Origin of the sequence: Luteococcus sp. H101 (genome assembly GCF_038433155.1) — a bacterium.
Lineage (GTDB): Bacteria > Actinomycetota > Actinomycetes > Propionibacteriales > Propionibacteriaceae > Luteococcus.
This window is the reverse complement of the sequence record NZ_JBCDMW010000028.1, coordinates 26,470-51,564: the sequence shown is the minus strand read 5'-3', so window position 1 is coordinate 51,564 and position 25,095 is coordinate 26,470. Positions and strand designations below refer to the sequence as shown.

19 protein-coding genes and 1 tRNA gene are annotated in these 25,095 nt (G+C 69.2%); 9 read left to right on the top strand and 11 right to left on the bottom strand.

The window, feature by feature from the left end:
* Positions 1 to 96: 96 nt before the first annotated feature.
* A complete protein-coding gene (locus AAEX60_RS11910; RefSeq protein WP_342103735.1) occupies positions 97 to 930 on the bottom strand; it encodes a class I SAM-dependent methyltransferase in 834 nt (277 codons plus the stop codon).
* Positions 931 to 993: 63 nt separating this feature from the next.
* Between AAEX60_RS11910 and AAEX60_RS11905 the strand changes: the two genes are divergently transcribed.
* Positions 994 to 1,392, top strand: coding sequence for a cupin domain-containing protein (locus AAEX60_RS11905; protein ID WP_342103734.1), 399 nt, complete (start codon positions 994 to 996; stop codon positions 1,390 to 1,392).
* Between the two features lie 301 nt (positions 1,393 to 1,693).
* Here AAEX60_RS11905 and AAEX60_RS11900 read toward each other — a convergent pair whose 3' ends face one another.
* From AAEX60_RS11900 to nagB, 5 genes are all read right to left on the bottom strand, one after another.
* Positions 1,694 to 3,112 carry an NCS2 family permease gene (locus AAEX60_RS11900; RefSeq protein WP_342103765.1) on the bottom strand — a complete coding sequence of 473 codons (1,419 nt, stop codon included), beginning with the start codon at positions 3,110 to 3,112 and terminating at the stop codon, positions 1,694 to 1,696.
* A gap of 225 nt (positions 3,113 to 3,337) precedes the next feature.
* Positions 3,338 to 4,735 (bottom strand): alpha/beta hydrolase, encoded by a 1,398-nt coding sequence (locus AAEX60_RS11895; protein ID WP_342103733.1) that lies wholly within the window; start codon positions 4,733 to 4,735, stop codon positions 3,338 to 3,340.
* 224 nt (positions 4,736 to 4,959) lie between these two features.
* Positions 4,960 to 5,745 (bottom strand): DUF3027 domain-containing protein, encoded by a 786-nt coding sequence (locus tag AAEX60_RS11890; RefSeq protein WP_342103732.1) that lies wholly within the window; start codon positions 5,743 to 5,745, stop codon positions 4,960 to 4,962.
* The gene (locus AAEX60_RS11885; protein WP_342103731.1) at positions 5,745 to 6,128 is read right to left on the bottom strand and encodes a cold-shock protein; all 384 of its coding nucleotides are present in this window, start codon (positions 6,126 to 6,128) and stop codon (positions 5,745 to 5,747) included. Before AAEX60_RS11885 ends, AAEX60_RS11890 begins: the two co-directional genes overlap by 1 nt.
* 130 nt (positions 6,129 to 6,258) lie before the next feature.
* Positions 6,259 to 7,047, bottom strand: a complete 789-nt coding sequence (gene nagB / locus AAEX60_RS11880) for a glucosamine-6-phosphate deaminase (RefSeq protein WP_342103730.1) — start codon at positions 7,045 to 7,047, stop codon at positions 6,259 to 6,261.
* A gap of 135 nt (positions 7,048 to 7,182) precedes the next feature.
* Between nagB and AAEX60_RS11875 the strand changes: the two genes are divergently transcribed.
* On the top strand, positions 7,183 to 8,208 hold the full coding sequence (locus AAEX60_RS11875) for a hypothetical protein (protein ID WP_342103729.1): 1,026 nt from the start codon (positions 7,183 to 7,185) through the stop codon (positions 8,206 to 8,208).
* Positions 8,205 to 10,322 carry a helicase-associated domain-containing protein gene (locus tag AAEX60_RS11870; protein ID WP_342103728.1) on the top strand — a complete coding sequence of 706 codons (2,118 nt, stop codon included), beginning with the start codon at positions 8,205 to 8,207 and terminating at the stop codon, positions 10,320 to 10,322. Before AAEX60_RS11875 ends, AAEX60_RS11870 begins: the two co-directional genes overlap by 4 nt.
* Positions 10,323 to 10,589: 267 nt before the next feature.
* Here AAEX60_RS11870 and AAEX60_RS11865 read toward each other — a convergent pair whose 3' ends face one another.
* From AAEX60_RS11865 to AAEX60_RS11855, 3 genes are all read right to left on the bottom strand, one after another.
* Positions 10,590 to 11,570, bottom strand: a complete 981-nt coding sequence (locus tag AAEX60_RS11865; protein ID WP_342103727.1) for a ribose-phosphate diphosphokinase — start codon at positions 11,568 to 11,570, stop codon at positions 10,590 to 10,592.
* Complete coding sequence (glmU, locus tag AAEX60_RS11860) at positions 11,567 to 12,997, bottom strand: bifunctional UDP-N-acetylglucosamine diphosphorylase/glucosamine-1-phosphate N-acetyltransferase GlmU (protein ID WP_342103763.1); 1,431 nt, start codon at positions 12,995 to 12,997, stop codon at positions 11,567 to 11,569. Before glmU ends, AAEX60_RS11865 begins: the two co-directional genes overlap by 4 nt.
* Positions 12,998 to 13,285: 288 nt before the next feature.
* Positions 13,286 to 13,364, bottom strand: a tRNA-Gln gene (locus AAEX60_RS11855).
* A gap of 356 nt (positions 13,365 to 13,720) precedes the next feature.
* Here AAEX60_RS11855 and AAEX60_RS11850 point away from each other — a divergent pair.
* From AAEX60_RS11850 to AAEX60_RS11840, 3 genes are all read left to right on the top strand, one after another.
* On the top strand, positions 13,721 to 14,377 hold the full coding sequence (locus tag AAEX60_RS11850) for a TetR/AcrR family transcriptional regulator (protein ID WP_342103762.1): 657 nt from the start codon (positions 13,721 to 13,723) through the stop codon (positions 14,375 to 14,377).
* Between the two features lie 211 nt (positions 14,378 to 14,588).
* Positions 14,589 to 16,778 carry an NADP-dependent isocitrate dehydrogenase gene (locus AAEX60_RS11845; RefSeq protein WP_342103726.1) on the top strand — a complete coding sequence of 730 codons (2,190 nt, stop codon included), beginning with the start codon at positions 14,589 to 14,591 and terminating at the stop codon, positions 16,776 to 16,778.
* 194 nt (positions 16,779 to 16,972) lie between these two features.
* Positions 16,973 to 17,686: a hypothetical protein gene (locus AAEX60_RS11840; protein WP_342103724.1), complete on the top strand. Its 714-nt coding sequence runs from the start codon at positions 16,973 to 16,975 to the stop codon at positions 17,684 to 17,686.
* A 40-nt stretch (positions 17,687 to 17,726) separates the two neighbouring features.
* On the opposite strand, the gene AAEX60_RS11835 is transcribed toward AAEX60_RS11840, so the two are convergent.
* The gene (locus AAEX60_RS11835; RefSeq protein ID WP_342103723.1) at positions 17,727 to 19,010 is read right to left on the bottom strand and encodes an adenylosuccinate synthase; all 1,284 of its coding nucleotides are present in this window, start codon (positions 19,008 to 19,010) and stop codon (positions 17,727 to 17,729) included.
* Positions 19,011 to 19,284: 274 nt separating this feature from the next.
* Here AAEX60_RS11835 and AAEX60_RS11830 point away from each other — a divergent pair, with 274 nt between their 5' ends.
* Positions 19,285 to 20,718 carry an alkaline phosphatase gene (locus AAEX60_RS11830; protein WP_342103722.1) on the top strand — a complete coding sequence of 478 codons (1,434 nt, stop codon included), beginning with the start codon at positions 19,285 to 19,287 and terminating at the stop codon, positions 20,716 to 20,718.
* Positions 20,719 to 20,808: 90 nt separating this feature from the next.
* Here the strand turns inward: AAEX60_RS11830 and AAEX60_RS11825 are convergent, their stop codons facing one another.
* Positions 20,809 to 21,249: a DUF3151 domain-containing protein gene (locus AAEX60_RS11825; RefSeq protein WP_342103721.1), complete on the bottom strand. Its 441-nt coding sequence runs from the start codon at positions 21,247 to 21,249 to the stop codon at positions 20,809 to 20,811.
* A 253-nt stretch (positions 21,250 to 21,502) separates the two neighbouring features.
* Between AAEX60_RS11825 and AAEX60_RS11820 the strand changes: the two genes are divergently transcribed.
* Both AAEX60_RS11820 and typA read left to right on the top strand, forming a co-directional pair.
* Positions 21,503 to 23,002 (top strand): amino acid permease, encoded by a 1,500-nt coding sequence (locus AAEX60_RS11820; RefSeq protein WP_342103720.1) that lies wholly within the window; start codon positions 21,503 to 21,505, stop codon positions 23,000 to 23,002.
* Between the two features lie 96 nt (positions 23,003 to 23,098).
* Positions 23,099 to 24,982: a translational GTPase TypA gene (gene typA / locus AAEX60_RS11815; RefSeq protein WP_342103719.1), complete on the top strand. Its 1,884-nt coding sequence runs from the start codon at positions 23,099 to 23,101 to the stop codon at positions 24,980 to 24,982.
* Positions 24,983 to 25,095: the final 113 nt, after the last annotated feature.

Genomic DNA, 25,095 nt, shown 5'->3' with positions numbered 1-25,095 from the left:
CAACCTAGCGGCCGGGTCCGACAATTCCGGACCCGTCTCACCGCTGTGACATTTGCCACACTCGCCCGACCAGGCGTGCCGCCCGCCCCGCACAGCTCAGGCGCGACGAGTGGCCACCAGCCCGACGGCACACAGCTCCTGGCGATGCTGCGCGAAGGTGCGTCGCATCTGCTGCACCCGACGCCGGGCCTCTGGCTTGCGGGCCAGGTTGAGCAGGATCCGCGCCAGACCCAGCGGACCCTCGTCGGCCAGCATCCGCTTGGGCTCCAGCAAGGCCATCGGAGCGGTCTGGTGCCAGGACACGTCAAAGCCCGCCTCGTCGAAGAGCGTGGTCCACTCCGCGACGGTCAGCGGCCGGGCATTCACCTTGATCGCCCGGGCAAGATCCTTGCGCACCTGATCCTTGCGCTCATCGGCCAGGCGGTCCGGCCACAGGCCCAGCTCGTGAATGGCGTAGCTTCCTCCCGGCACCAACACCCGGTGGACCTCGGCCAGGATCTCCCGCTTGCCCCGCTCGGACTGCATGGTGAGCATCGCCTCCCCCACCACCAGATCCGCACTGGCATCCGGCAGCCCGGTGGCCTCGGCACTGCCCCGGTGAACCCGTCCCCGCCCACCAAGCACCCCCTCCACAGTGGTGGCGGCCTGCGGATCGCGCTCGACGGCGGAGTAACTGGCCGGATCCATCTCCAGCAGCCGACGGGCCGTGACGCCCATCCCGGGCGCCAACTCCACCACCCGCTTGCCGGCCGGAGCCGCCGCGGCCAGGACGGCCTCGGTCAGCTCCCGACCGCCCGGACGCAGCACCCGCTTGCCCAGCGAGGCCAGCACCCAGTGCCCCTGCTGCCCACCTCCCGGACGCGACTCCGCCTGGACACAGCCGTCGACGATCGGCTGGTTGGTCTTCGCCTGCAGGGTTTCGTGCTCCATTGCCCTTCCCTTCACCGGTTGTTTAGGTTAGCCTTTCCTCAAGCTTTTACTAAGGAGAAATCCGTGTCAAATACAGAACTCCCCGCCGACGACCCGACCATCGGCCACGTCGACCAGGGCTCCGACGCCGGCCAGCAGGACGGCATCTCCACCTACGTCGTCGACGCCCGCAGCCAGTCCGAATCCCGCGGCGGCCGGCCCGGCGCCAAGGCCGTGCTGGACCTGGACACCACCAAGGTGGTGGCCTTCGAGTTCGCGGAGGGCGACGAGCTGAAGGAGCACGCCGCACGCCATCCGGTAATCATCCAGGTGCTCCGCGGTCGGGTGGACTTCACGCTGCCCGACCGCACCGTCGAGCTGGTCCCCGGCTCCCTGCTGCACCTGACCCCCATGCTGCGCCACGCCGTCCGGGCCACCGAGCCGACCACCCTGACGGTGACCATGCTGCTGCCGCACAGCTGACGCCCCCGACCGGGAAACGCGGCGGACCTCATCCGCCGCCCCCCATCCGACTCAGCTCGATCTTGGAGTGCTTAGCTCGGGTTCTAGCCCAAGCTAAGTACTCCAAGATCGAGCTGAGTGCGGCCAGGGGCCGGCACACGCCTGAGACGTGAAGCATCGGGGCAGAACATAGGGCCGGGCGCCCACCACGAGGGTGAATGCGCCCGGCCCTGTACCGGCCCATCCGGCCGGAGACCTGTGTCCAGGACTGGATTCTAGCCCGATTTCGACTACACCGTGTAGTCGACGTGTCGGGGCCGCGTCAGACCCGGTTGATCAGGCTCATCAGGATGCCTTGGCCGAAGTAGACCAGGAATAGGGCGGAGACACCCCACAGCAGCGGGTGCACCTGCTTGGCCTTGCCCTTGATCAGCTTGATCAGGCAGTAGACGATGAAGCCGGCGCCGATCCCCGTCGTGATGGAGTAGGAGAAGGGCATCAGCACGATGGTGAGGAAGGCCGGGATCCCGTCCTCCACGTCGTCCCAGTCCACGTGCGCCACCTGGCTCATCATCAGGTAGCCCACGAAGGCCAGCACCGGCGCCGCCGCCTCCGACGGGATCATGTCCACGATCGGCGTGAGGAAGATCGACGCCAGGAAGGCCAGGCCAGTGACCACCGACGCCAGACCGGTGCGCGCCCCCTCCCCGACACCCGCCGCGGACTCGATGTAGGAGGTGTTGGAGGACACGCCACCCAGGCCACCGGCCATCGCGGCCAGGGAGTCGACGGTGAGGATCTGCTGCAGGTGCGGCGGATTGCCGTTGTCCTGCAGCAGGTCACCCTCCTGGCCAATGGCCACCACGGTGCCGACGGTGTCGAAGAAGTCGGCCAACAGCAGGCTGAAGGTCAACAGCAGCAGGCCCAGGAAGACTTTCCAGGAGAAGTGCCCGCCCGGGCTGAAGGCGCCCAGCATGTCCACCTTGCCCAGGGTGCCCAGGTTGGGGCTGGCAAAGTCGGCGGCGCTGGGGAGCGAGGGCACGTTCAGCGCCCAGCCGGTGGCCTTCTTGCTGCCGTCGGGCAGGAAGGTGGGGCCCACCTTGAAGATGGCCTCGACGATTACCGCGACCACCGAGGTGGTCAGGATGCTCAGCAGCATCGCGCCCCGCACCTTGCGGGTGTACAGCAGCACCAGCAGCAGGAAGCCGAAGATGCACACGGCAATCGGCCAGCCCATCAGGGAGCCGTTGATTCCCAACTCGACGGGTGGGGCGCCGGCCGGCTTGCGCACCACACCAGCGTCCATCAGGCCGACGAAGGTGACGAACAGGCCGATGCCGACGCTGATCGCGGTGCGCATTGGCGGCGGCACGGCCCGGAAGACGGCGGTGCGGACGCCGGTCATCACCAGCAGGGTGATCAGGATGCCCTCCCAGACCACCAGGCCCATGGCCTGCGGCCAGGTCATCTGCGGCGCGATGGCGTAGGCCAGCATCGCGTTCAGCCCCAGGCCGGTGGCCAGACCCAGCGGGTAGCGCCCCCACACTCCCATCAGGATGGTCATCAGGCCCGCGATCAGGGCGGTTCCGGCCGCCACCATCATCTTGGAGTCCGCGACGGCGGCCCAGTCCACCTGGGTGTGGGCCGCGTCCAGGAATTTCGGGGCGCCGGAGAGCAGGTTGCCGTTGGCATCGGCCTCCGAGCCGATGATGATCGGGTTGAGGGCGATGATGTAGGCCATCGTGAAGAAGGTCACCAGGCCACCGCGCACCTCCCGTCCGACGTCGGAGCCACGCTGGGTGATCTCGAACCAGCGGTCGAGCCAGGAGAGTTGGGCGGCGGGGTTCTGACCGGACGGCCGGGCCGCCGGTCGAGGGGATTTCATGACCATGGCGCTCATGGTATTGCCGCGGCCCCGGCCGCCTAGAATTGCGTCCATGAGCGAGTCGCGTGGCCCCGAGCACCATCACTTCGTGCAGGCCCCCATCCGTCCCCTCGACGAGGACGGGGTGACGGTGGCGCGGTTCGGCACGGCCCTGTGGGTGCTGCTCACGCTGCTGTTCTGGCTGCGTCGCGACTCCCTGGCGAGCGCCGGGCAGGGTTGGTGGCTGTGGGTGGGGGTCAGCGGGACGATGCTGGGCCTGATCGGGATCTGGTGGTGTTCCCGCCGTCGAGCCCGCCGGGGATGAGGCCGGTCAGGGCTTGAAGCCGGGCACGGTTCGGCCCAGCCAGGCCGGGTGAGACCGGGCATCCACAGCCGGAAGGTGTGCCCGCCCTGCGTGTTGATCTCCGCGGTGACCATGGCGGGGGCCTTCACCCGGGTCAGGAAGACGTGCGTGCTGGGCCAGGAGTTCGGGTCATCTTTGGCGGTCTGCACATAGAGCGCGACGGGCGGCTTGGCGCGTCGGGCCACCGCAGGCAGGTCCAGCCGGTTGCCCAGCTCCGCGACGGCGCTGGCCGGCGGCTTGGCATTGCCCCACCACGGGCGGAAGTAGCCTCCCAGCACGATCCCGCTGCCAAAGCGCTGCGGGTGCAGCATCGGCAGCGCCGCAGCACACCACCCGCCGGCCGAGTAGCCGGCCGTCGCCCACGCCTCCCGTTGCGGAATCACCCGGAAGCGGGCGGACAGGAAGTCCGGGATGTCCTTGCTGAGCCAGGTCTTGGACTGGTTGGTGCTGTCGGGGCCCAGCTGGCATTCCGTGTCCATTCCCGACGGGGTCACCTCCGGCATCACGGTGATGAAGGGCGCCACCCGGTGCTGGCGGACCAGGTCATCGGTGAGCCGGGTGAGCGACATCCTTCCCTGCCAGACCGAGACGCTGCCGGGCACGCCGTGCAGCGCCATCACCACCGGATAAGCGCGGTGGGCATTGGCCGGGTCGAAGTAGCCCTCGGGCAGCAGCACGTCGACCGGCCAGCCCCGACGGCCCTGGCTGGTGGTGACGGTGAAGCTCTGCAGCCGTTGACCCGGCTTGGGCAGGAGCGGAAGCACCCGGTCATCGACGCGGGTCAGGGCGACCCTGCCGAAGGTGCGGTCGTCCGTCCGGGCGCCGACGGAGGTGTCCTCCACCGGCGCCGGCTCCTCGTAGAGATCGGAGACCTTGGGGAACCAGGCATTGCGCAGGTTGAGTTGCAGCGCCACGGCGGCCATGGCCAGGCCGATGGACAGCGCGATCACGGCGACATTCTTGAGCGCCATCAGCCAGCGGCGACGCAGCCGCAGCATGCTCAGCCAGGTACCCCCAACCAGCGAGAGCACCAGCAGCGCACCCGCCAACCACTGGACATTGGCGTCCAGCAGGTTGACGTCCATCGGCCGCGCGCCCCAGACCAGACCCCCCGCACCCACGTGATTCCCGAGCATCCCACCACTTTCCGTCGTGTCCAACCCGACGATGATCCTCCCCCGCAGAGGGCAGCTGGGTCCGGTCTGCGTTCCTGTGCGACTCCCGGCCACTCTTCATGGTCCGTGGACGCAGGCAGCGGCGCTGCCCCTACGCCGGTGCGCGGAGCCTCCCACAATGCACGAGCGTCACCGCCCTGGCCGAAGCCATGGGTCGGTGACGCCCTGGGGACAACCCGCCGAGGTCAGTCGAACAGGTTGTCGTCGATGCTGATGGTGTCGAAGACTGGTTCGGCCAGCTCCACCCCGCGCTCCTCCGCGACGACGTCGGAGTGCCCGCCGCAGCCATGGTCGATGGCGACGACGCTGGCATCGAAGGGCGAGAACTCATTGGTACAGGCCCCGAACATGGTGCCCAGACCGCCCTGCAGCCGGACAAAGTAGCCACAGGTGACACAGTTGGCGGGGGCCAGCCGGGTGGACTGGTTGTCCGCACCCGCCTCGCCGGCATTCCACCGCTCGGCGGCGACGGCGCGGCCGTGCTGGGAGAGCACCCGCTCACGACCCAGCCCCAGCTCATGGACGACGGCCCGGGTGGCGCTCCACTCGGCCGGGCCGGCGTCGGCGGCCAGCTCGCCGCCGGTGAAACCGGGCTCCAGCCGCGGATCATTGTCCGGGGTGGGCAGCAGTGTGCCCGGGGCGACGTCGCCGGCCTGGATCCGGTCACTCCACGGCACCCACTGGGGCGCCAGCAGGGCCTCCTCGCCGGGAAGCAGCACCACCTCGTTGACGGTGGCGGCCCGGGCCCGGGAGGCGCGCACCATGGTGACCGCCCAGCGCCAGCCGGCATAGGCCGGGTGCGGGCAGTCGAACAGGTGGGTGACGACGCGGTCCTCCTCGGCCACCGTGCCCAGGTGGTCACCGACGCCGAAGTCCTTCGCCTCCTCCAGCGCGGCCTCGCGGGCCTGGTCCACCGCCGCAGAGGTGACGGCGTCCAGCTTGGGGGCCTTGGCGGTGCGCACTGCCGCCATCACAGCTCCAGCTCGTCGGCGACCTTGCGCAGCATCATCGCGATCTGCTTGGAATGCTTGGCATCGGGGTGCCGGCCGTGGCGGTAGCCATTGCCGATCCCGTCCAGCAGCTTGATCAGGTCCTCGGTGATCACGGCCAGCTGCTCGGGCTTCTTGCGGCTGGCCTTGGACAGCGAGGGCGGCGTGTCGATCAGGCGCACGCTGAGCGCCTGCTCACCGCGTCGCCCCTCAATGATGCCGAACTCCACCTTCTGGCCCGGCCGCAGCGACGTGACTCCCTCCGGCAGCACATTGGCGCGCACGTAGACGTCGCCGCCGTCCTCCTTGCTCAGGAAGCCAAAACCCTTCTCCGCGTCGTAGAAACGCACCTTGCCGATGGGCACTTCATCCTCGCTTGGTCGATGTCGCCTGTACCGATGGGCACAGGTTCACAAGAGGATATCTGGCCTGCGCTCCACAAACCACCGTAATACCCCCACCGGGTGCCGGGGACCCGCCCCGGCACCCGGTGCCTCAGGGCTGGATCCTCTGCCACTCAGGCTTGAGCCGCTGGACATCGCGGTACTCGTCGGCGCGCTGCAGCTGGCTGGCCGCGGCCTCGTCCACCACGACGACGACGTGCTGGTGCAATTGCAACGCGGTGGCCGGGCAGTGGGTTCCCAGCGGGCCCTCCGCCATCTGCGCGATGGCCGCGGCCTTGCGTTCCCCGTCGGCCACCAGGACCGCATGGCGGGAGGCCAGGATGGTGCCCAACCCCTGGGTGAGGCAGTGGGTCGGCACCTGGGACTCGTCATCGAAGTAGCGGGCATTGGCCTGGCGGGTGGACTTGGTGAGCGTCTTGATCCGGGTCCGGCTGGCCAGGGAACTGCCCGGCTCGTTGAAGCCGATGTGCCCATTGGGGCCGATGCCCAGGATCTGCACGTCGACGCCGCCGGCCTGCTGGATCGCCTCCTCATAGGCCTGGCAGCTGGCCGCGATGTCGCTGGCCATGCCGTCCGGCACGTGCACCCGGGCCGGATCCATCCGCAGCGGCTCGGTGACGGTGCGCCGGATGGTGTCGGCATAGCTCTGCGGATGGTCCGCGGGCAGACCGACGTACTCGTCCAGGGCGAAGGCGCTGGCCTTCGAGAGGTCCAACTCCTCCGCGCCCACGCGGCGCGCCAGGTCGGTGTAGATGCCCAGCGGGGAGCTGCCGGTGGCCACCCCCAACACGGGGGCCTCGATGCCCCGGATCCAGTGGGTGAGTTGGGCTGCGGCCATCCGGCCGATCTGCTCGGCATTGTCGACGATGATGATCTCCATGACGGCGAGACTAGGCCTGATACCGGCCGGGCAGGCCCATTCGCTCACCCGCCCCGTTCGGATGGACAGCGGCCGTGAGCGATGTGGTCCGGTGGGCCGGGGACGGCTCTTCGGCAGTCTCCTAGACTGGAGGGCATGGCTGACTGGACCGATGGCGCGGAGTACGCACCGGTGGAGCGTCCCGACGCGTTCGCGACGCCGCGGGCCGCCGCGCTGGGCGTCGAGGAGCGGCCGCCCAGCCCCGCCGAGGGCAAGCCGGTCCAGCCGCCGCAGACCTACCAGCAGCCCCAGGTCGCGCCGTTGGAGGAGTTGACCCCGCGAGTGTCGGATCCGCGGGATCCCACCACCCCGTTCAACACCGTGGTGGCCGCGGACTCTGCCTGGGGTGCGGTCCATGCCGGGGGTGGCTGGAATCCGCGGATGCCGCTGGGCCCGACGGCTCCGGATCCGCAGGCCCCGGACTTCCCGCCGCCCTCCGGCGCGCCCAGCCAGGCCACGCCGGCCTTCCCCAGCCCACAGTTCCCGCCCCCCGGAGCCTCCCCGGCCGCCCCGCCGGCCACCCGCGAGCTACCGTTGCCGGGCCAGTTCCCACCACCATCGGGCCAGCCCGCGCCGCTGCCCCCACCACCGGGCCGGCCCGCGGGGCTCCCGCAGCCGGGCAGCGCGCCCCAGTCACCCTCGGCGCAGCCGGGCATGCCACCGCAACCACCGCTGGTGCAGCGGCCCGCCAACCCCTTTGACCCGGCGCCCCGTCCGGGCCAGGCCGGCAACCCGGGCCAGCAACTCGACCCCCGGCAATGGGGCCCGCAGCCGCCGTCACCCCGGCCCACGCCCAGCACGCTGAATGCCCAGACCGTGCTGCGGGAAACCGGCCCGCTGGCCCTGGCCGTGCTCGCCTTCGGCGTGCTGGTGCCCGTCCTCAGCTACCTGATGCTGGTGCTGGGCTCCATCCTCACTCGTCGCCTCAACGCCGGCGGGCAGCTGCTGCGCCAGCTGTTCAGCCTGGCCCTCGCGGTCCTGCTGCTGACCGTGCTCTATGACACGGTGGTGCACCAGGCCTGGCCGCACGTCAACACCCTGGGCCAATTCCTGTGTGGCCTGATGATCCCGGTCAGTCTGGCCTGCGTGTACCAGGACCTGCGCAAGCGGATGCAGCGGTGAGCGGCGCCCGATCCATTGCCGACGTGATCCGTGCCCAGAGCGCGGCCGAACTCGCCGACCTGGTCAGTCTCCGCCCGGATCTGGCCATTCCCCGGCCCCAGGACCTGTCCGAGCTGATCGAACGGGCGCTCGGGCCGGCCTCCACCCAGCTGGCGTTGGAAGGGCTGGATGCCTGGCAGCGACGGGTGGCGCTGGCTCTGGCCGCCTGCCCCGATGCGATCAGCACCCGTCGGCTGGCCGCCCTGATGGCCGCCGACCGGGGCGCGGTGGACCAGGCCGTCCGCGCCCTGCGACGTCGCGCCCTGGTCTGGGGCAGTGAGCGCAGCTGGCACCTGACCCGCAGCGCCCGCACCGCCTTCGGACACTACCCGGCCGGGCTGGCCGGCGAGTCCTCCATGCCGTTGTCCGACGCCGAGATCGACGCCGCGCTGAGCGCCGTCGGGGAGCCCGGGCGCCAGGTTCTGGAACGGCTGCTGTGGGCCAATCCCACCGGCCGGGTGGCCCAGGCCGACCGCCGGGGGTCCGCCCACTCCCCCCGCCCGGTGGATCAATTGCTCTTCCACAAGCTGGTTCGTCCCCTGGACTCCGACACCATCGTGCTGCCCCGGGAGGTGGCGCTGCGGCTACGCGGTGGCCGGCTGTTCGACGACGAGGTGCCCGCCGCCGTCCCGCCCTGGCCGGCGGGTGGCGACTCCCGCCTGGTGGACCAGGCCGGGCTGGGCAGCGCCTTCGAGCTGGTGTCCACCACCGAGGTGCTGATCGACGCGCTGGGCCGGATGCAGCCCCGGCCGCTGGCCACCGGTGGCCTGGCCAAGCGGGACCTGACCGCCCTGTCCCGGGAGGCCGGCGGCGCCCAGCGCACCCTGTTCCTGCTGCTGGTGGCCGAGCGGGCCGGGCTGATTGCCAACGCCGCCAGTGCCTGGCTGCCCACCCACCACTTCGACCAGTGGTTGGAGCTGGACGGTTGGCAACGCTGGCAGCGGCTGCGTGACGCCTGGCTGGCGCTGGACTCGCTGGCTGATGCCGCCGCCCCCGCGCTGGCCCCCGGCAACACCGTCGCCTGGGCCGGTGCGTTGCGCCGGCTGGCAGCCTCCCAGGTGCAGGCCGCGGCCCCCGGAGCACCCGTCGAGGCCGAGCGGCTGGCCGAACGGATCGCCTGGTTGCGGCCGGCCTGGGCCACGCTGGACCTGGAGCCGCTGTGCCGGCAGTTCCTCACCGAATTCGGCTGGTTCGGGCTGGTGGCGCTGGGAAAACGCAGCCAGTTGGCCGACGCCGACGAGGACCCCGGTTTTCCCCAACCGGTCACCGACTTCGTGATCCAGTCCGACCTGACCGCCGTCACCCCCGCCCCGCTGCGGGCCGACGTGGGACAGGTGATGGGGCTCCTGGCCCAGCGCGAGTCCAGCGGCGGCGCCGGGGTCTACCGGTTCACGGCGGACAGCGTGCGGCGCGGGTTGGATGCCGGCTGGACCGCCGACGAGATCCGGGCCTGGATCACCGAGCACTCCATCACGCCGGTGCCGCAGTCGCTGAGCTACCTGGTGGACGACGTCGCCCGCAAGCACGGACAGGTGCAGGTCAGCGCCGTGGCCAGCGTGGTCACCGTGGACGACCCGGTGACGGTCGACGCCATCCTTGGCCATCCCGACGCCCGGGTGCTGGGTCTGCGAAAACTGGCCCCCACTGTGTTGGCGGCCGCGGCGGAACCCGTCGAGCTGGTGGCCTTCCTGCGGGACATGGGCCTGGCACCCGTGGCCCAGGACGCCACCGGCAGCCGATACACCACCCCACCGCCGCGCCGCGCCCGGACCACGCTGGTACCGCTGCAGCAGCCCGCACAGCGGGTGGATGCGGAAGCGGTGGTGGCCGAACTGCTGGCGCGCGACGAGGGACGCAAGCACGCGCTGGCGGCGGGCAGCCTGCTGACCACCCTGACGGACTCGATCGGCAAGCCCGGCTGGTGGCGGTTGGAATACGTCGCCAACGACGGCACCCCACAGAGCGCCGAGGTCCGGGTGCTGGCGCTGTCCGGCGGCACCGCCCGGCTGATGAAGAAAGCGGAGGGCCCGTTCACCCTGCCCGTGAGCCGCATGGTCTCGGTCCGCCCCGCCTGAATCTCCGGGGTCGGCCCGCCGCCGGCCCGGCAACCCCTTGCGCTGCGTCTCGTCGACACTCGCTCGCTCGCGTCTCCTCGCGGAACCGCGCCGCAGGGCTCCGGACCCGACGACGTGCCTCGACTCAGCAGGACGGTCCGGGGGCCGACTTGACCACGACGGAGCCGAGCCGGCAAATGCGACGGAGCCGCCACCCACCCTTCGCAGGGGGCAGCGGCTCCGTCGTGTCCAGTTGTCGTGTTCAGTGGTCGTGCACGGGCGTCGTGCTCAGGCGTTCCCGCCGAACAGGCTGGTGACCGAGCCGTCCTCGAAGACCTCGTGGATCGCCTTGGCAATCAGCGGGGCGATGGACAGCACCTTCACCTTGTCCAGGTCCCGGCAGCCCTCGGGCAACGGCAGCGTGTTGGTGACGATCACCTCGCTGAAGGCGCTCGCCTCCAGCCGCTCCTTGGCCGGTCCGGAGAAGACCGGATGGGTCGCGGCGGCGATCACCTGCTTGGCGCCGTGCTCCATCAGCGCATCGGCGGCCTGGCAAATGGTGCCGGCGGTGTCGATCATGTCGTCCACCAGCAGGCAGGTCTTGCCCTCCACGGCGCCCACCACCTCGTGCACCTTCACCTGGTTGGCGACGTTCACGTCGTGCCGCTTGTGGATGATGGCCAGCGGGCAGCCCAGCCGGTCGGTGAACATGTCGGCCAGCCGCACCCGGCCGGCATCGGGCGAGACGACGACCATCTCGTCGGTGGAATAGTTCTCCTTGACGTAGTCCACCAGCACCGGCAGCGCCCAGAGGTGGTCCACCGGGCCGTCGAAGAAACCCTGGATCTGGGCGGCGTGCAGGTCGACGGACATGATCCGGTCCGCGCCGGCCGCCTTGTACAGGTCGGCCATCAGCCGCGCGGAGATGGGCTCGCGGCCCAGGTGCTTCTTGTCCTGCCGGGCGTAGGGGTAGAAGGGGCTGACCACGGTGATCCGCTTGGCGGAGGCCCGCTTCAGGGCGTCCACCATGATCAACTGCTCCATCATCCACTGGTTCACCGGGGAGCAGTGGCTCTGGATCACAAAGGCGTCGGCACCGCGCACCGACTCCTCGAAGCGCACATAGGTCTCCGAGTTGGCGTAGTCGATGGCCTTGGTGGGCACCAGGTCCACCCCGGTCAGTTCCGCGATCTCCTGCGCCAGTTCGGGGTAGGCACGCCCCGAGAAGAGCATCAGATGCTTGTCATTGGGGCGCTTGACACCGCTCACTTGTAGTCCTCCGGCTTGCAATTGTTCAGCTTCTCCCGGGACGCGGCCACGTCCGGGTGGATCTCGGGGCTGGCCTGGGCCGCGGAACCGGCGGCCTTGGAAGCCGGGCGCTTCTTGCCCACCCAGCCTTCGCTGACGTGCTGACGGCCGCGGGCGACGGCCAGACCACCGGCGGGCACGTCCTCGACGACGGCCGAGCCGGCGGCCACGAAGCCGCCCGGCGCGATGTCCACCGGGGCCACCAGCACCGAGTTGGAGCCAATGAAGACGTTGTCACCCAGGTGGGTGACCGACTTGTTGGTGCCGTCGTAGTTGGCGAAGATCGTACCGGCGCCGACGTTGACGCCCTCACCGATCCGGGCGTCGCCGCAGTAGGTCAGGTGCGGCACCTTGGAGCCGTCGCCGATCTGGGCATTCTTGGTCTCGACGAAGGCGCCGATCTTGCCCTTGACGCCCAGCTCGGTACCCGGGCGGAGGAAGCTGAACGGACCAACCTGCGCGCCGGCGCCGATCACGCTGAGCGAGCCGTGGCTGCGGATCACGCTGGCGCCCTCTCCCACCTCGACGTCGGTCAGGGTGGTGTCCGGCCCGATCACGGCGCCGCTGGCGATGCTGGTGGCGCCCTCCAGGTGGGTCCCGGACAGGATGGTGACGTCCTGCGCGATGTCGACACCCTGCTGGATCCAGGTGGTCTTCGGGTCCTGGATGGTGACGCCGTTCTTCATCCACTTCTCGACGATGCGGCGGTTCATCTCGGCATTCATCCGGGCCAGCTGGACCCGGTCATTGACGCCCTCGGTCTGCCACAGGTCCTCGATCAGGTGCGCACCGACGCGCTCCTGATTGGCGCGGGCGGTGGAGATGACGTCGGTCAGGTACAGCTCGCCCTGCGCATTGTCGGTCTTGAGGTGCTTCAGGCCCTCGTACAGCGTCTCGGCATTGAAGATGTAGATCCCGGAGTTGATCTCGGTGACGGCCTGCTCGGCCTCGTTGGCGTCCTTCTGTTCCACGATCCGGGCAATCTGGTCCCCGTCGCGGATGATCCGGCCGTAGCCGAAGGGTTCCGGGACGTTGGCGGTCAGCACGGTGATGTGGTTGCTCTGCGCGCGGTGCTCCTGCACCAGCTCGACGAGGGTCTGGCCGGTCAGCATCGGGACGTCGCCATAGGTGACCAGGATCTCGCCGCGCAGCTCGCCGAGACCCTGCAGGCCGCACTGGACGGCGTGGCCGGTGCCCAGCTGCTGGTCCTGCACCGCGGTGGTGACATTGGGGGCGATCTCCGACAGGTGCTGCAGCACCTGCTCCCGCTTGTGGCCGACCACCACGACGAGGTGTTCGGGCTCCACCTCTTCGGCGGCGTTGACCGCGTAACTGAGCATGGAATGGCCGGCCACCTCATGCAGGAGCTTGGAGGTGTTGGACTTCATACGCGTGCCGCCACCGGCGGCGAGGACGACGACGGCCGACACACGCTGGGCGGATTCGGGCTGCTGACTGGTCACGTGGCTCCTTCTGGTTCGGCAGATTCCCGCCAACGGCAGGTGGAACCTGCTGCGCCCCGTAGCGACGTGACCCGTGGTGGACCGGCCGCGAGGCTGCTCTTCAGTGCTCCTCGTGAACTCTACCGCCTTCGCACCGTCGCAGAACCGACGACGGGGAGCCCGCCACGCGAAACAGGCCCCACCCCGGAACGGGGCGGAGCCTGTCGAAACCAGCTCCCCGGAGTGGAGTCGAACCACTGTCGCTAATCCTGATTCAAAGTCAGGCGGGCCCTGCCGGCAGACCAACCGGGGAACGCCCGTCGCGAAACGGACTCCGGACACTCTACGGCACCCCGGCCCGGTGGGCCCAGTCCGGCGAGGCCGGGCGATGACAGACCGGCTTCAGCAGGCGCGGGGATTGTCGTTGCGCAGGCCTCGGCCATCACCGCCCGCCACGGGACACGCAAGGGCACGGGAGAACGGAAGGGCACGACGCCGAGATCCGAAGCGACACCACACCCTTCCGGGTGGGAGCACGTATGCGCGGTGTGGGACCATGGCCACATGCCGGAGCGTGAGGACCACAGGGTAGATCCGCAGACCAGTGACTCCGGGACCAACCGGCCCACCCGCACCACCCCCGGCCGCGCGCGCCGGGGCCGGATCCGGATGACCAGCGCCGAGCGCCGGGAACAGCTGATCGGCGTGGCCCGCACCCTGTTTGCCCAGAAGGGCTTCGAGGGCACCAGCGTGGAGGAGATTGCCGCCACCGCCGAGGTCAGCAAGCCGGTGGTCTACGAGCACTTCGGCGGCAAGGAGGGGCTGTACGCCGTCGTCGTGGACCGTGAGGTGATGCGCCTGCACGACACCATCCGCACCGCCCTGACCACGCCCGACGCCAGCTCCCGGGAGCTGATCGAGTACGGCGCCCTGGCCCTGATGGACTACCTGGACGAGCATCCCGACGGCTTTCGGATCCTGGCCCGGGACTCCTCGGTGGTGGCCGCCCAGGGGTCCTTTGCCAGCATCCTGTCCGACGTCGTGACCCGGGTGGAGGGGCTCCTGGCCGCTCCCCTGGCCCGGCACGGCTTCAACCCGGGCTTCGCCGGCACCTATGCCCAGGCTCTGGTGGGTCTGGTGGCGATGGCTGGGCAGAGCTGGCTGGACACCCGGGAACCGGCCAAGGAGGTGATGGCTGCCCACCTGGTCAACTTGGCCTGGAATGGGATGGCCAATCTGGACCCGAACCCGCGGTTGACGGTCCGTGGGGACAGCCCCGCTGCGGAGTCAGCCTCCCGGCGGCGCAACCGTCGCCCGTCGGCCTGAGCGGCCACCGGGGAGTCGTTTCGCCCGCGGCTGCACGCCCGGAAACTGTCGGACGGGTCCGATAGGGTGACCACGAAGGCTGGCACGGCAGCCAGCCCAGGGGAAGCACTGGTCACGGCCGCTCTGGTGAAGATCCGGAGGCAGCCACCGAGCAGCGTTTCCCAGCCATCGACGCCCAGCGTCCAGACGATTTGAGGGGAAGCCCCAGCACATGGCGAAGATCATCTACACCCACACCGACGAGGCACCGCTGCTCGCCACCTATTCACTGCTCCCGGTCATCCAAGCCTACCTGAGCACCGCCGGAGTGGAGGTGGAGACCCGGGACATCTCCCTGGCTGGCCGGATCGCCGCCGCCTTCGGCAAGCAGGATGATGCGCTGGCCGAGCTCGGAGAGCTGGCCAAGACCCCCGAGGCCAACATCATCAAGCTGCCCAACATCTCCGCCTCCATGCCGCAGCTGAATGCCGCCATCGCGGAGCTGCAGGCCCAGGGCGTCGACGTGCCGGACTACGAGTCCGCCTCGCCCGAGGACAAGGCCAAGTACGACGCCGTCAAGGGCTCCGCGGTCAACCCGGTGCTGCGCGAGGGCAACTCCGACCGTCGCGCGCCTCAGGCCGTGAAGAACTACGCCAAGAAGAACCCGCACTCCATGGGCACCTGGAGCCCGGAGTCCAAGACCAATGTGGCCACCATGGACGCCGACGACTTCCGCCACAACGAGCAGTCGGTGATCATGCCCGCCGACGACACCCTCAAGATCCAGCTGGTGGCCACCGACGGCAGCGTCACTGCGCTGAAGGAGTCGCTGCCGGTGCTCGCCGGTGAGGTGATCGATTCCACCGTGCTGCGCGCCAAGGCGTTGGATGCCTTCCTGACCGAGCAGGTCAAGCGCGCCAAGGACGAGGGGGTGCTGTTCTCCACCCACCTGAAGGCCACCATGATGAAGGTCAGCGACCCGATCATCTTCGGCCACGTGGTCAAGGCCTTCTTCCCGCAGACCTTCGAGAAGTTCGGCAAGGATCTGGAGGCCGCTGGCCTGAGCGCCAACAACGGCCTGGGCGGTATCTTCGCCGGTCTGGACGCGCTGCCCAATGGCGCCAAGATCAAGGCCTCCTTCGACGAGGAGCTGGCCAACGGTCCCGCGCTGGCGATGGTGAACTCGGACAAGGGCATCACCAACCTGCACGTCCCGTCGGACGTGATCGTCGACGCCTCGATGCCGGCCATGATCCGCACCTCGGGCCAGATGTGGAATGCCGCCGGTCAGCAGCAGGACACCCTGGCCGTGATCCCGGACAGCTCCTATGCCGGGATCTACCAGGTCGTGATCGACGACTGCAAGGCCAATGGTGCCTTCGACCCCACCACCATGGGTTCGGTGCCCAACGTCGGCCTGATGGCGCAGAAGGCCGAGGAGTACGGCTCGCACGACAAGACCTTCGAGATCTCGGCCGCCGGCAAGGTGCAGGTGGTCAACTCCGCCGGCGAGGTGCTGATGGAGCACGACGTCGAGCCCGGTGACATCTGGCGCGCCTGCCAGGCCAAGGATGCCCCGATCCGCGACTGGGTGAAGCTGGCCGTCACCCGCTCCCGGCTGTCCAAGACCCCCGCGGTCTTCTGGCTGGACCCGGAGCGCGCCCATGACCGCAACCTGATCGAGCTGGTCAACAAGTACCTGGCAGATCCCGAGGTTGTGGGCGACGCCAGCGGCCTGGACATCCAGATCATGAGCCCGGTGGAGGCCACCAAGTTCTCCATCGACCGGATCCGCAAGGGCGAGGACACCATCAGCGTCACCGGCAATGTGCTGCGTGACTACAACACGGACCTGTTCCCGATCCTGGAGCTGGGCACCAGCGCCAAGATGCTGTCGGTGGTGCCGCTGATGAATGGTGGCGGCCTGTTCGAGACCGGCGCCGGTGGCTCCGCCCCCAAGCACGTGCAGCAGCTGGTGGAGGAGAACTACCTGCGCTGGGATTCGCTGGGCGAGTTCCTGGCGCTGGCCGAGAGCCTGCGTCACCTGGGCCTGACCGGCGGCAACAAGCGCGCCGAGGTGCTGGCCGAGGCCCTGGACAAGGCCACCGAGTCCGTGCTGAACGAGAACAAGTCGCCGGCCCGCAAGGTGGGCCAGATCGACAACCGCGGTTCGCACTTCTACCTGGCGCTGTACTGGGCCCAGGAGCTGGCGGCCCAGACCGCGGATGCCGAGTTGGCGCAGGCCTTTGCCAACGTGGCCCAGCAGCTGGCCGACAAGGAGCAGACCATCGCCGATGAGCTGCTCGCGGTGCAGGGCAAGCCGGCCGACATCGGCGGCTACTACCGCCCGGACGAGGAGAAGACCAGCGCGGTGATGCGCCCGTCGGCCACCTTCAATGAGGTGCTCGCCACCCTGTCCTGATGACAGCCCCGATCACCGCGTGAGCGGTTGACCTTCAGCGAGGCCCGGGCGATCCGCCCGGGCCTCGTTGTCCCTGCGCAAGAATCACCCCACGCCGTCTTCAGCCATCATTCAGCGACGCGATACAGTGCCTTGAGGCCAAGGGAGCCCCGCGCTCGACCCCCACACCTAGGCCGAGACGAAAGTAGAGCCCCATGAGCATCGCGCGCACCGGCTCGGCCGTCTTCATCACGGCCGTGGTCGCCTCCGCCATCGTGAACAACTTCGTGCCCATGCACTCGTTGACCCCGCCCGAGGCCACGCCCAGCGTCAGCGCCCCGGCCGTTCCCTCGAGCCCGGCGCCGACGGCGAGCCTCGCCCACCCGTCGGCCAGCGCCACGAGCGAGACCTCCCCGGCCCCGGCTCCGGCCGAGCAGTCGACCGACAGCCAGCCGCAGAGCGAGAGTCCGCAACCGTCGGCCAGCGGCAGCGCGACGCCCACCCCGTCGGCCCAGAGCAGCAGCCCGTCGGCCAGCCCGTCGCAGAGCACCCCGCCGGCCCCGCTCGACGAGAGTTGGCAGACCACCGCCAGCCCGTCGCCCAGCGCGACGGACAGCACCCCGCCCCAGAGCCCGTCGGTGAGCCCCTCGGCCACCGGAACGGCCAGCACTCCCGGGCAGCAGCCGAGCCACAGTGCCCAGCCGACCGGCCAGCACTCGACGCCGGCCACCCCGCCGTCGCAGCGGCCCAGCACGCCGACCCACTCCGAGCAGCCGACATCGCGCCCCAGCGCCAGCCACGACCCCCGGCCGAGCACCAGTCAGCCGACCGCCCGCCCGACGCACACCACGGTGGAGGCGGTGGCCCCCACCGACAAGCCCGGCTGCCCGCACGGCCGGACCCGGGACGGGGACTGCCGCAAGGCCTGAACCGGCCGGGGATTTTGAGGGGGGGTCGTCCCCTCAACTGTCAGAGCAGGTCGTTGATGGTGACCGTCTGTTCGCGGCCGGGGCCCACCCCGATCCCGGAGATCCGGCAACCGATCAGTTCCTCCAGGCGCTTGACGTAGGCCTGGCAGTTGGCGGGCAGGTCCTCGAAGCGCCGGGCGCCGGAGATGTCCTCGTGCCAGCCGTCCAGCATCTCGTAGACCGGCGTGGCCTTGGCCAGCTCGTTGGTGTCCACCGGGAAGTACTCCACCCGCTTGCCGTCGATCTCGTAGGCGACGCAGACCGGGATCTGGTCCCAGCCGGACAGGATGTCCAGCTTGGTGAGGAAGATGTCGGTGCAGCCGTTGAAGGTGGTCGCCTGTTCCACCACCAGGGCGTCGAACCAGCCGCAGCGGCGGGGCCGGCCGGTGGTGGCGCCGAACTCGCCGCCCTCGCTGCGCAGCCGCTCACCGTCGGCGTCGAAGAGCTCGGTGGGGAAGGGCCCCTCGCCGACGCGGGTGGTGTAGGCCTTGGCGATCCCGACGATCCGGTCGATCCGGGTGGGTCCGACGCCGGTGCCGGTGCAGGCACCGCCAGCGGTGGGGTTGGAGGAGGTCACGTAGGGGTAGGTGCCGTGGTCGACGTCCAGGTGGTGGGCCTGAGCGCCCTCGAAGAGCACCACCTTGCCCTCGTCCAGGGCCTGGTTCAGCAGCCGGGCGGAGTCGACGACGTGCGGGCGGATCCGCTCGCGGTGCACCAGCAGCTGCTCCACCACCTCGTCGGTGCGGATCTCCGGCCGGTTGTACATCTTGACCAGCTGGCTGTTCTTGCTGGCCAGGGCGGCCGCCACCTTGTCCCGCAGGATCTCGGTGTCGAACAGGTCCTGCACCCGGATGCCCATACGGTTGATCTTGTCCGAGTAGGCGGGGCCGATCCCGCGGCCGGTGGTGCCGATCTTGCGCTTTCCGGCGAAGCGTTCGGTGACCTTGTCCATGGTCTGGTGGTAGCTGGTCAGCACGTGCGCGGTGGCGGAGATCTTGGGGTGGTTGACCTGGGTGCCGCGTTCGGCCAGCTCGTCCAGCTCGGTGTAGAGGACGTCCAGGTCAATCACGACGCCATTGCCCAGCACGCAGGTGGTGTTGTCATTGAGGATGCCCGACGGCAGCAGGTGCAGCACGGTCTTGGTGCCATTGACGACGACGGTGTGGCCGGCGTTGTTGCCTCCCGAATAGCGGGCACAGAAGTCCACCCGCTCACCCAGCTGGTCAACGGCCTTGCCCTTGCCCTCGTCGCCCCACTGGGTACCAATCACCACGATGCCAGGCATTGCAGCCCTCCAGTCCGGTCGGTGCCGTCCATCCGGTCAGCCGACGCCTAAAACAGGTGAAGCCCCTTGCATGGTTGCAAGCGGGCTCTTGCTGCTCAACTCTATCCCACCCACGCGGTGGCCACCCGCCGCGTCCAACCGGACACGCCGCCCCGCAAAGGGTCACCGGACCGTCACCTGCGGGTCACGCCGATGCCACCTCGGCCGGATTGGGTGGAGCTACTACATCCCGTAGCACGCTCCCCCACTGGAGCCCCTCAAAGGAGAAGGAAGCATGCAGAACCGTCGAATCGCCGCCTCCCTGTGCAGCCTGGCCCTGGTGGCCGGCTTCACCTGCGCCGGCACCAGCAGCCCGGTGGCCGACGCCGCCCAGCCCACCAAGAAGGTCAAGCCCACCAAGAAGCCCAAGGCCCCCAAGAATGTGATCGTGCTGATCGGCGACGGCATGGGCTACAACCAGATCGCCGCCGCCTCGCTGTATCAGAAGGGCCGCTCCTACAAGCAGGCCGTCGGCCAGGAGGGCGCGGTGCGCGAGGTCAAGGGCAAGCCGGTGAACCTGCAGGAGCGCTGGCCGGTGCAGGTGGACATGGCCACCTACTCGGTCAAGGGCTCCTACGACCCGCTGCGGGCCTGGCGGGACTTCGACTACGTGAAGGCCGACCCCACCGACTCCGCCGCCGCGGGCACCGCGATGTCCACCGGCGTGAAGACCTACAACGCCGGCCTGGGCGTCGACCCCGAGGGCAAGCCGGTGGAGAACCTGTCCGAGCGGGCCATCGCCCTGGGCAAGGCCGCCGGCTCCATCTCCTCGGTGCAGTTCAGCCACGCCACCCCGGCCTCCTATGTGGTGCACAACAAGTCCCGCAATGACTACCTGGGCATCGCCAACCAGGAGGTCGCCTCCAAGATGACCGTGATGATGGGCGCCGGAAACCCGCGCTTCGACGACAACGGCAAGCTGCTCAAGACCCCCAAGTACGGCTACATCTCCGAGACGGACTACAAGGGCCTGCAGCAGGGCACCAAGGGCTGGAAGCTGGTGGAGAGCAAGAGCGACTTCCAGAAGCTGACCAAGGGCAAGACCCCCAAGCGGGTCTTCGGCATCGCCGAGGTGGCCACCACCCTGCAGCAGTCCCGCGACGGCGAGTCCGAGCAGCCCTATGACGTGCCGCTGAACAAGAACGTGCCGGACCTGGCCACCATGACCAAGGGTGCGCTGAACGTGCTGGACAACGACCCCGACGGCTTCACCCTGATGGTGGAGGGCGGCGCGATCGACTGGGCCGGCCACGGCAACCAGGGCGCCCGCAACATCGAGGAGACGATCGACTTCAACAAGGCCGTCGCCGCGGTCAACCAGTGGGTGGAGAAGAACTCCAGCTGGGACGAGACCCTGGTGATCGTCACCGCCGACCATGAGACCGGCTACCTGTCCGGCGCCGTCTCCGACCCGAACTGGACGCTGCTGCGCGGCACCAAGGGCCGTCTGCCGCAGCACGCCTGGCACTCCGGGGACCACACCAACCAGCTGGTGCCGGTCTACGCCAAGGGCGTCGGCTCCAAGCAGCTGGCCGCCCGCGCGGTGGCCGGGGATCCGGTCCGGGGCAAGTACCTGGACAACACGGACCTGGCCAATGTGCTGCTCAAGGACCTGTGGGCCAACAAGTCCCAGGCCATGAGCGCCAAGGGCAAGCCCGCCAAGCGCTGACCCCCGGCAGCCCCCAACAGAACTGACCGCAGCTGGCACCGACGCCGGTGCCAGCTGCGGTCATCCATCTGTCCAGCTTCTGCTGGGTTCTCAGCCCTGCTGGCTGAGCACCTGGTAGGCCTCCTCGGAGCTGTCCCGCAGGAACTGGGCGCACCGGTCCGCCTCGTCGGTCTCCCCGATCCGGCCGGCCGCCACGCTCAGCGCCCACAGGCAGCGCAGGAAGCCCTGGTTGGGCACGTGCCGCCACGGCACGGGGCCGGAGCCCTTCCAACCGCTGCGACGCAGGGCATCCAGGCCCCGGTGGTAGCCGGTGCGGGCATAGGCGTAGGCGGTCAGGTCGTCCTCCAGGTTCTCGTCCTGCAGGGCTGCCTCGGCCAGCATGGCCCAGCACAGGCTGGAGGTGGGATGGTCCCGCACCACCTCCAGGAAGTCACCCAGCCCGTCCTTGCTGAGCAGGTCCAGCGCGGGGTCGGTGGGCAGCAGGGTCTCGGGGCCGGTGGCCATCAGGTTCGGGTGCGTCTCGGAAGCCATGAGCCCACTGTATGCAGGCCGGCCCGATCCGGAAATGGCTCGGCGACGGGCGAACCACGTCGAGTGCCGGTGGAACCCCCTTCCGCTCCCTTCCGCCAGGCACGGATTCGACGTGGTGCGCTGGCCCACCGGTCGGGGATCGGCCAGCCACTGAGCCTGTCCCAGCATCCGGAAGCCGTCGGAGCTGAACCCCTCGGGCAGGAGAATGATCCGTCCCCCGGAAGACCCCGGACCAGTGAGGCGGAGAACCTGCATGGACATCATGCGCACCAAGTCGATCGAGCAGTCGCTGCGGGACACCGATGAACCCGAGTACCGGCTCAAGAAGTCGCTGTCTGCACTGGACCTGACCGTCTTCGGCGTCGGGATCATCATCGGGGCCGGGATCTTCACCCTGACCGGCCGGGTGGCCAACACCATGTCCGGCCCCGCGGTGGTGCTCTCCTTCATCGTCGCCGCCCTCTGTTGTGGGACGGCCGCACTGTGCTACGCCGAGTTCGCCGCGGCCGTGCCGGTCTCCGGCTCGGCCTACACCTTCTGCTACGCGTCCATGGGCGAGTTCGTGGCCTGGATCATCGGCTGGAACCTGGTGATGGAACTGGTGCTGGCCGCGGCCGCGGTCTCCCAGGGGTGGAGCTCCTATGTCAGCGTGCTGCTGGGGCACATGGGTTTCAGCCTGCCCGCGCGGTTCAGCCACGGCGGCGTCGTTGACCTTCCGGCCGTCGTCCTGGTGCTGGTGCTGGGCTGCCTGGTCGTGGTGGGGATCAAGGAGTCGATGCGGGTGGAGACCGTGCTGGTGGGCCTCAAGGTGGCCATCGTGCTGTTCGTGATCGTGGCGGGCATCGGCTACATCAATCCGGACAACTACCGGCCCTTCATCCCGGCGGCCGTCCCGGCGCCGGCGGAGGCCAGCGGCCTGACCCAGCCCCTGATCCAGGCCGTGCTGGGGCTGCAGCAGTCCGCCTTCGGGCTGAGCGGGATCTTCTCCGGGGCCGCGCTGGTCTTCTTCGCCTACCTGGGTTTCGACGTCGTGGCCACCGCGGCGGAGGAGACCCGCAATCCGCAGCGAGACCTGCCGCGCGGCATCATTGGCTCGCTGGTGATCTGCACCGCGCTGTACTGCGCCGTGGCGGTGGTGGTCACCGGAATGGTGCGCTATGACCAGATCAAGCCCTCGGCGGCGCTGGCGGAGGCCTTCAGCCACCACGGCAAGACCTGGATGGCGACGCTGATCGCCGCCGGCGCGGTGGTGGGCCTGACCACCGTCGTGCTCACCATGCTGACCGGCTGCGCCCGGATCGTGTTCGCGATGAGCCGGGACCACCTGCTGCCGATGCGGCTGGCCAAGGTGCATCCCACCTACCGCACCCCCTGGCTGATCGCCGCCATCCTCACCGTCGCCATCGCGCTGCTGGCGGGATTCACCCCGGTGGGGCGGCTGGAGGAACTGGTCAACATCGGCACCCTGAGCGCCTTCATCCTGGTCAGCATCGGCGTGCCCGTGCTGCGCCGACGCCAGCCCGACCTGCCCCGACCCTTCCGGGTGCCCGGCTCCCCCACCCTGCCTTTGCTGTCCGCGGCCGTGTGCATCTGGCTCTCCCTCAACCTGGCGGTGGAGACCTGGCTGTTCTTCCTGGTCTGGCTGGTGGCCGGGCTGGGCGTCTATGCGGCCTTCGGCTACCGCCACTCCCGCGTCGGCACCGGGGAGCAATTGCCGCAGGAGCCGGCCAGGGCGCTGGCGGACCACCACTGAGCGCCACCTGTGACGGGGCTGTCGGGCGGTCAATCAGCCTGCGGCCGGGCAGTAGACTCAGCGCGTCATCCCCTCGCTAGTTCGGAGAAAAACTGCATGCCGATCCGCAATGACCTGCGCAATGTCGCCATCGTGGCCCACGTCGACCACGGCAAGACGACCCTCGTCGACGCGATGCTGTGGCAGTCCGGGGCCTTCCGCGAAGGCTCCGACGTCAACAACCGCGTGATGGACTCGATGGACCTGGAGCGGGAGAAGGGCATCACCATCCTGGCCAAGAACACCGCCGTCAAGCACACCCTGACCGACGGCCAGGAGATGCTGATCAACATCATCGACACCCCCGGCCACGCCGATTTCGGCGGCGAGGTGGAGCGCGGTCTGGAGATGGTGGACGGCGTGATCCTGCTGGTGGACTCCTCCGAGGGCCCGCTGCCGCAGACCCGCTTCGTGCTGCGCAAGGCGCTGGCCAAGAACCTGCCGTTGATCGTCGTGATCAACAAGGTGGACCGGCCCGACGCCCGGATCACCGAGGTGATCGACGAGACCTATGAGCTGTTCATGGACCTGGTGGACGACGAGAAGGCCCACCAGCTGGACTTCCCGGTGGTCTTCGCCTCCGCCAAGGCCGGGCGCGCGTCGCTGGAGCAGCCCGCGGACGGCGAGATGCCGGATTCGGAGAACCTGCAGCCGCTGTTCGAGACCATCGCCAACACCATCCCGGCGCCCACCTACACCGAGGATGCCCCGCTGCAGGCGCTGGTCACCAACCTGGACTCCTCCCCCTACCTGGGCCGGCTGGCGCTGTGCCGGATCAAGGAGGGCACCATCACGCGCGGCCAGCAGGTGGTCTGGATCAAGCGCGACGGCAGTCAGCAGACCGTGAAGCTGTCCGAGCTGCTGATGACCGACGCCCTGGAGCGCAAGCCGGTGGAAGAGGCGGGCCCCGGCGACATCATCGCGATTGCCGGCATCCCGGAGATCACCATTGGTGAGACCATCGCCGACCCGGCCGATCCCAAGGCGCTGCCGCTGATCCACGTCGACGAGCCCAGCATCTCCATGACCATCGGCATCAACACCTCCCCGCTGGCCGGCCGCGTCGGCAAGCAGCTGACCGCCCGGCTGGTGAAGGCCCGGCTGGACCAGGAGCTGATTGGCAATGTCTCCATCAGCGTCAAGAACACCGACCGTCCCGACACCTGGGAGGTGCAGGGCCGCGGCGAGCTGCAGCTGGCCGTGCTGGTGGAGATGATGCGTCGCGAGGGCTTCGAGCTGACCGTCGGCAAGCCCGAGGTGGTCACCACGCTGATCGACGGCAAGCTGCACGAGCCCTTCGAGCGGCTCACCGTGGACTGCCCGGAGGAGTTCGTGGGTGCGGTCAGCCAGATGATGGGCGTGCGCAAGGCCCGGATGGAGCAGATGGTCAACCATGGCACCGGCTGGGTGCGGCTGGAGTTCGTGCTGCCGGCGCGTGGCCTGATCGGCTTCCGGACCGAATTCCTCACCGAGACCCGCGGCACCGGCATCATGAACCACGTCTTCGAGGGCCGCTTCCCGTGGGCGGGCGAGATGCGCAACCGCCCCACCGGCTCCCTGGTGGCTGACCGGATGGGCGTCACCACCTCCTACACCCTGTTCAACCTGCAGGAGCGCGGCACGCTGTTCGTCGGCCCCGGCGAGGACGTCTATGAGGGCATGGTGGTGGGCGAGAACTCCCGCCCCGACGAGATGGACGTCAACCCCACCAAGGAGAAGCACCTCACCAATGTGCGCTCCGCGACGGGTGATGAGCTGGAGCGGCTGATCCCGCCGCGCCGGATGAGCCTGGAGGAGTGCCTGGAGTACTGCGCCGAGGACGAGTGCCTGGAGGTCACTCCGAAGGACGTCCGGATCCGCAAGGTGCAGCTGAGCCAGAATGACCGGGCCAAGGTGCGCAGCCGGGCCAAGGCCGCCGCGCTGGCCGCCGCCAAGAACTGAATACTGAAGTTGTGCTGAACCGCTGGCCTCCGTTTCCCGTGAGGTCAGCGGTTCAATCGTCCAAGAACGTGTTGACAGGGGCAATTGGCCCGCCAGCCGTGGAATGATGCCGT

Bases quoted from the DNA above. Each gene is read 5' to 3' on its own strand.
- AAEX60_RS11845 (WP_342103726.1), top strand. From the start codon at position 14,589: ATGGCGAAGATCATCTACACCCACACCGACGAGGCACCGCTGCTCGCC.
- AAEX60_RS11900 (WP_342103765.1), bottom strand. From the start codon at position 3,112: ATGGCCTACATCATCGCCCTCAACCCGATCATCATCGGCTCGGAGGCC.
- AAEX60_RS11830 (WP_342103722.1), top strand. From the start codon at position 19,285: ATGCAGAACCGTCGAATCGCCGCCTCCCTGTGCAGCCTGGCCCTGGTG.
- typA (WP_342103719.1), top strand. From the start codon at position 23,099: ATGCCGATCCGCAATGACCTGCGCAATGTCGCCATCGTGGCCCACGTC.
- AAEX60_RS11825 (WP_342103721.1), bottom strand. From the start codon at position 21,249: ATGGCTTCCGAGACGCACCCGAACCTGATGGCCACCGGCCCCGAGACC.
- AAEX60_RS11835 (WP_342103723.1), bottom strand. From the start codon at position 19,010: ATGCCTGGCATCGTGGTGATTGGTACCCAGTGGGGCGACGAGGGCAAG.
- AAEX60_RS11850 (WP_342103762.1), top strand. From the start codon at position 13,721: ATGACCAGCGCCGAGCGCCGGGAACAGCTGATCGGCGTGGCCCGCACC.
- nagB (WP_342103730.1), bottom strand. From the start codon at position 7,047: ATGGAGATCATCATCGTCGACAATGCCGAGCAGATCGGCCGGATGGCC.
- glmU (WP_342103763.1), bottom strand. From the start codon at position 12,997: ATGAAGTCCAACACCTCCAAGCTCCTGCATGAGGTGGCCGGCCATTCC.
- AAEX60_RS11890 (WP_342103732.1), bottom strand. From the start codon at position 5,745: ATGGCGGCAGTGCGCACCGCCAAGGCCCCCAAGCTGGACGCCGTCACC.
- AAEX60_RS11895 (WP_342103733.1), bottom strand. From the start codon at position 4,735: ATGCTCGGGAATCACGTGGGTGCGGGGGGTCTGGTCTGGGGCGCGCGG.
- AAEX60_RS11875 (WP_342103729.1), top strand. From the start codon at position 7,183: ATGGCTGACTGGACCGATGGCGCGGAGTACGCACCGGTGGAGCGTCCC.
- AAEX60_RS11820 (WP_342103720.1), top strand. From the start codon at position 21,503: ATGGACATCATGCGCACCAAGTCGATCGAGCAGTCGCTGCGGGACACC.
- AAEX60_RS11910 (WP_342103735.1), bottom strand. From the start codon at position 930: ATGGAGCACGAAACCCTGCAGGCGAAGACCAACCAGCCGATCGTCGAC.
- AAEX60_RS11840 (WP_342103724.1), top strand. From the start codon at position 16,973: ATGAGCATCGCGCGCACCGGCTCGGCCGTCTTCATCACGGCCGTGGTC.